A 4,147-nucleotide genomic window follows, 5' to 3' on the forward strand; every position below is an offset into this window, starting at 1 on the left:
GGCGCAGCCGCTCCGTGGAGATGTCCGCGCCGGGGATGCGCTTGTGCAGCGAGACCGCGGCCTTGGTGGCGAGGTCCGCCAGCGCGTCGGTGCTCACCGCGTGCCCCACGAGGTAGTCGTCGGGCACGACGCCGTCGAGGTCGCGCTGCGCGTCGCCCAGCACGACCTTGGCCTGGTCGGGGCGGTAGCCCTGGACCACCGAGCGCAGCACCAGCCGCAGCGCGTTGGTCTTGCCGGTCTCCGCGTCGCCCAGGGCGATCAGGTGCGGCACCACCGAGAAGTCGTGCCACACCGGGGCCAGCCGCTGCTCGTCCTGCCCGAGGCACACGCGCAGGTCCCCGTCCGGCGCAGGCAGCTCCACCACGGGCAGCTTCGTCGGCAGCAGCCGCACGCCCGGTGCGCTGCGGCCCGGCCAGAACGTGCGGATCTCCTCGGCCATCGCCTTGGTGACCGACGTCAGGTCGTCGGTGTCCGAGCTGCCGTCGAGCCGGGGCAGCGCGGCGAGGAAGTGGAAGCCGGAGCTGGTGAGGCCCCGTCCGGGCTGGTTGGGCACGGTCGCGGCCTTGCGGCCCTGGACCTCGGACTCCATCGGGTCGCCCAGGCGCAGCTCGAAGCGGGTGCCGAGCACGTCGCGCAGCCACGGGCGGATCTCCGACCAGCGCGAGGAGCTGACCACCAGGTGGATGCCGAAGGACAGGCCGCGCGCGGCGATCTCGGTGAGGCTGCCCTCCAGGTCGGAGAAGTCCTGCCGCAGGGTGAACCAACCGTCGACGATGAGGAACACGTCGCCGTAGAGGTCCTCGATCACTCCGGTGCGGCGCGCCTTGCGGTAGGCGTTCATCGACTCGAAGCCGTGGTCGGCGAACGCCTGCTCCCGCCGCTCCATGATCTGCGTGATCTCCTGCACGGTGCGCGTGACGCGGTCGCGCTCCATGCGGGTGGCGATCGAGCCGACGTGCGGGAGGCCACCGATCGACATCAGGCCACCGCCGCCGAAGTCCAACCCGTAGAACTGGACCTCCTCGGGGGTGTGGGTGGTCGCGAGGGCCAGCACGAGGGTGCGCAGCAGCGTCGACTTGCCCGTCTGCGGGGCGCCCACCACGCCGACGTGGCCGTCCGAACCGGACAGGTCGGCGGCCAGGAGCTCGCGCACCTGCTCGTAGGGGCGGTCGACCACGCCGACCGGGATGCGCAGGTGCCCGCGCACCGCCGCGTCCAGCACGGTCATGCCCAGCTCGGGGTGGGGCAGCACGCTGGGCAGCAGGCTGTCCAGGCTCGGCGGGCTGGCCAGCGGCGGTAGCCACACCTGCCGCGCGGCCGCACCCGCGCCGGACAGGCGGTCGATGAGCACCTCGGCCAGGCTCGGCGCGTCCACCGGTGCCTCCGGCTTCGCCCGCTCGTCGGCCTCGTCCGGTTCCTCAGTGGCCTGCACGTGCTCCAGGGGGTGCGCGTAGGTGTGGAACGGCACCACGTGGTCGTGCGTCGTGGTGGGCGCCGTCGTCGTGCCGACCGGCGCGGCCACGGCCGTCGGCCCGGACACGTACGCGCCCTTGAAGCGCACCAGGGTGGTCGTGTCGATCTTGAGGTAGCCGTTGCCCGGGGCCGAGGGCAGCTCGTAGGCGTCGCCGACGCCGATGACGCTGCGCGACTCCATCGAGGAGAACGTGCGCAAGGCGATGCGGTAGGACAGGTGGCCCTCGACCCGGTGGATGCGGCCCTCGTCCAACCGCTGGGAGGCCAGCAGCAGGTGCACGCCGAGGCTGCGCCCCAACCGTCCGATCGAGACGAACAGCTCCATGAACTCCGGCTTGCTGCCCAGCAGCTCGCTGAACTCGTCCACCACGACCAGCAGGGTCGGCAGCGGCGGCAGCGGGCTGCCCGCCAGGCGCGCCTTCTCGTAGTCGAACAGCGAGGCGTGGCCGCTCTCCCGCAGCAGCTCCTGGCGGCGGATCATCTCGCCGTTGAGCGAGTCCTGCATCCGGTCGACCAGCGGCAGCTCGTCGGCCAGGTTGGTGATCATCGCCGAGGTGTGCGGCAGCCGGTCCATGCCGAGGAACGTCGCGCCGCCCTTGAAGTCCACCAGCACGAGGTTGAGCACTTCCGACGAGTGCGTGGCCACCAGCGCGCACACCAGGGTGCGCAGCAGCTCGCTCTTGCCGGAGCCGGTCGCGCCGATCAGCATCCCGTGCGGCCCCATGCCGCCCTGCGCCGACTCCTTCAGGTCCAGCTCGACGACCTCGCCGTCCTCGGTGACGCCGATCGGCACCTGCAACCGGGCCCGCTGCGGGGTCTTGATCCGCCACTGCGCGGCCACGTCGAACGTGTGCGGGTCGCGGATGCCCAGCAGCGTGGTCAGCTCGAAGTCCTGCTCGAACGGCCGCTCCACCACGTCGACGGTGCCGCTGGTGCGCTTGGGCGCGAGGAGCCTGGCCAACGCCTCCGCGCGGGTCCCGCTGAGGCGGTCGCGCGTGGCGCTGCCGACGCCCTCCCCCACGGGGAACTCCACCACGTCGTCGCGGCAGGTCAGGCGCAGCACCTTGGCGCCACCGGGCATCACGCCCGTGACGTCGAGCAGCACCGCGTTGCGCAGGCCCCCGCCGAGCAGCGGCGACGACTCCGGCACGTGCGCCAGGTGCGCGACCACGACCAGGAACGGCTCGGTGACGCTGGGGAAGGCGGACTTGTCGTGCTCACCGCGCCCGGTGACCTCGGGGCCGAGCAGGGTCATCAGCTCGTCGTGGTCGCACGCCAGCATCGGCAGCGGGCCGGCGGCCCCGCGCGCCGTCGGGTGGGCGTTGTGCGGCAACCACTTGACCCAGTCCCAACCGGCCTGGTTGGCCTCGCCGGCGAGCACCGCGACCCGCAGCTCGTCGGGCGCGTGGAAGGTGGCCAGTTGGGCGAGCACGGCGCGGACCAGCTCGACCGCGGCATCCGGGTCGCCCGCGAACTCCACGCTGGTGAAGCTCCGCAGCCCCACCGAGATCGGGATGCCGCCCACGGTGCGGTAGGTCTCGCTGAACCGCCGCAACGAAATCGCCGAGAGCGGCTCCAGGTCCTCGATGGGCTTGGTGGACGGCGGCGTGAACTCCATCGCCGCTTGCTGCGTGCCCAACCCGATGCGGATGCGGGCGAAGTCGTCGTGGCTGCCGCGGCGCTCCCACAGCCGCGGACCGCTCGCGACCGACCACAGCCACGACGGGTCCGGGTTGTTCCAGGCCACTGCGGCGCGCTGCTCGTCGGCGGTCTTGCGGGCCCGGGTGCGGAGCTGGTCGATGTAGCGCAGGTAGTCGCGCCGCTCCGAGTTGAGCTTGCGCTTGCGCTCGGAACCGGTGCGGCCGAGCTGGCTCAGCCCCATCGTGATCATGGCGATGCCCATCGCGCCGCCCATCACGTAGATCATCGGCGACGCGCCGGCGCCCGCCGACGAGAACACCAGGATCATCGCGATCGGACCGATGGCCATCGGGATGAACATCAGCGCCGAGCCGAAGTCGCGCGCGGCGGGCTCCGGCATCACCGGTGGTTCCTGGAGCTCTTCCTGGCCCTCCGGCAGCTCGGGGCCGGACACGCGTGGTCGCCGCTTGACGGTGGTGGTGCTCACTCGATGACCCCCGGAACGCGCGGCGCGGGGGCGCCCCACACCCGCTCGTCCTGCTTCAGCAGGTCGCTCGCGGTGCGCTCGGCCTCCTCGTCGGCCTCCGGCTCGACGACTTCCTCGACCTCCTCGGGCATCTCCTGGTCACCGGCCATCGGCATGTCGTCGTCGGGGAAGTAGGGCTTCGGGACGGAGCTGCCGTCGCGTGGACGGGTGCCCGGCGACGGCTGCACCCGGACCGCGGTGCTGGACGAGTGCAGCCACGGGGCGTTGTCGCGAAGCGCGTGGTCCGGCGCCAACACCGGCTCGTCGTCGTCATCGCGGCGGGTCGCCTTGGAAGCGCCCCAGAGCAGTCCCACCGCCCCGGTCGCGCCCCAGGCGCTGGTGTCCTCCTCCACGTCGAGGTCGATGACCGGGACAACGTCCTCGTCGACGGGTGGCGTCGTGGGGGTGTCGACGTGGTCGGGCAGCAGGACGGGCGCGACGGCCGCCCGGTCCTTGCGCGGGTTGCCCGGCGCGCCCTCACCGCCGGCGCGGTCCGGCTGCCTGGCG

2 protein-coding genes are annotated in these 4,147 nt (G+C 72.6%); both read right to left on the reverse strand.

Annotated features, from left to right (window positions below):
- On the reverse strand, window positions 1-3,601 hold a 3,601-nt coding region (gene eccCa, locus AB0G02_RS30420), incomplete at its 3' end, for a type VII secretion protein EccCa (RefSeq protein WP_360800749.1).
- Window positions 3,598-4,147: hypothetical protein (locus AB0G02_RS30425; protein WP_360800752.1), on the reverse strand; the 550-nt coding region annotated here is incomplete at its 5' end. The genes eccCa and AB0G02_RS30425, both read right to left, overlap by 4 nt.

It is taken from the genome of Actinosynnema sp. NPDC023658, from assembly GCF_040639995.1.
GTDB lineage: Bacteria > Actinomycetota > Actinomycetes > Mycobacteriales > Pseudonocardiaceae > Actinosynnema.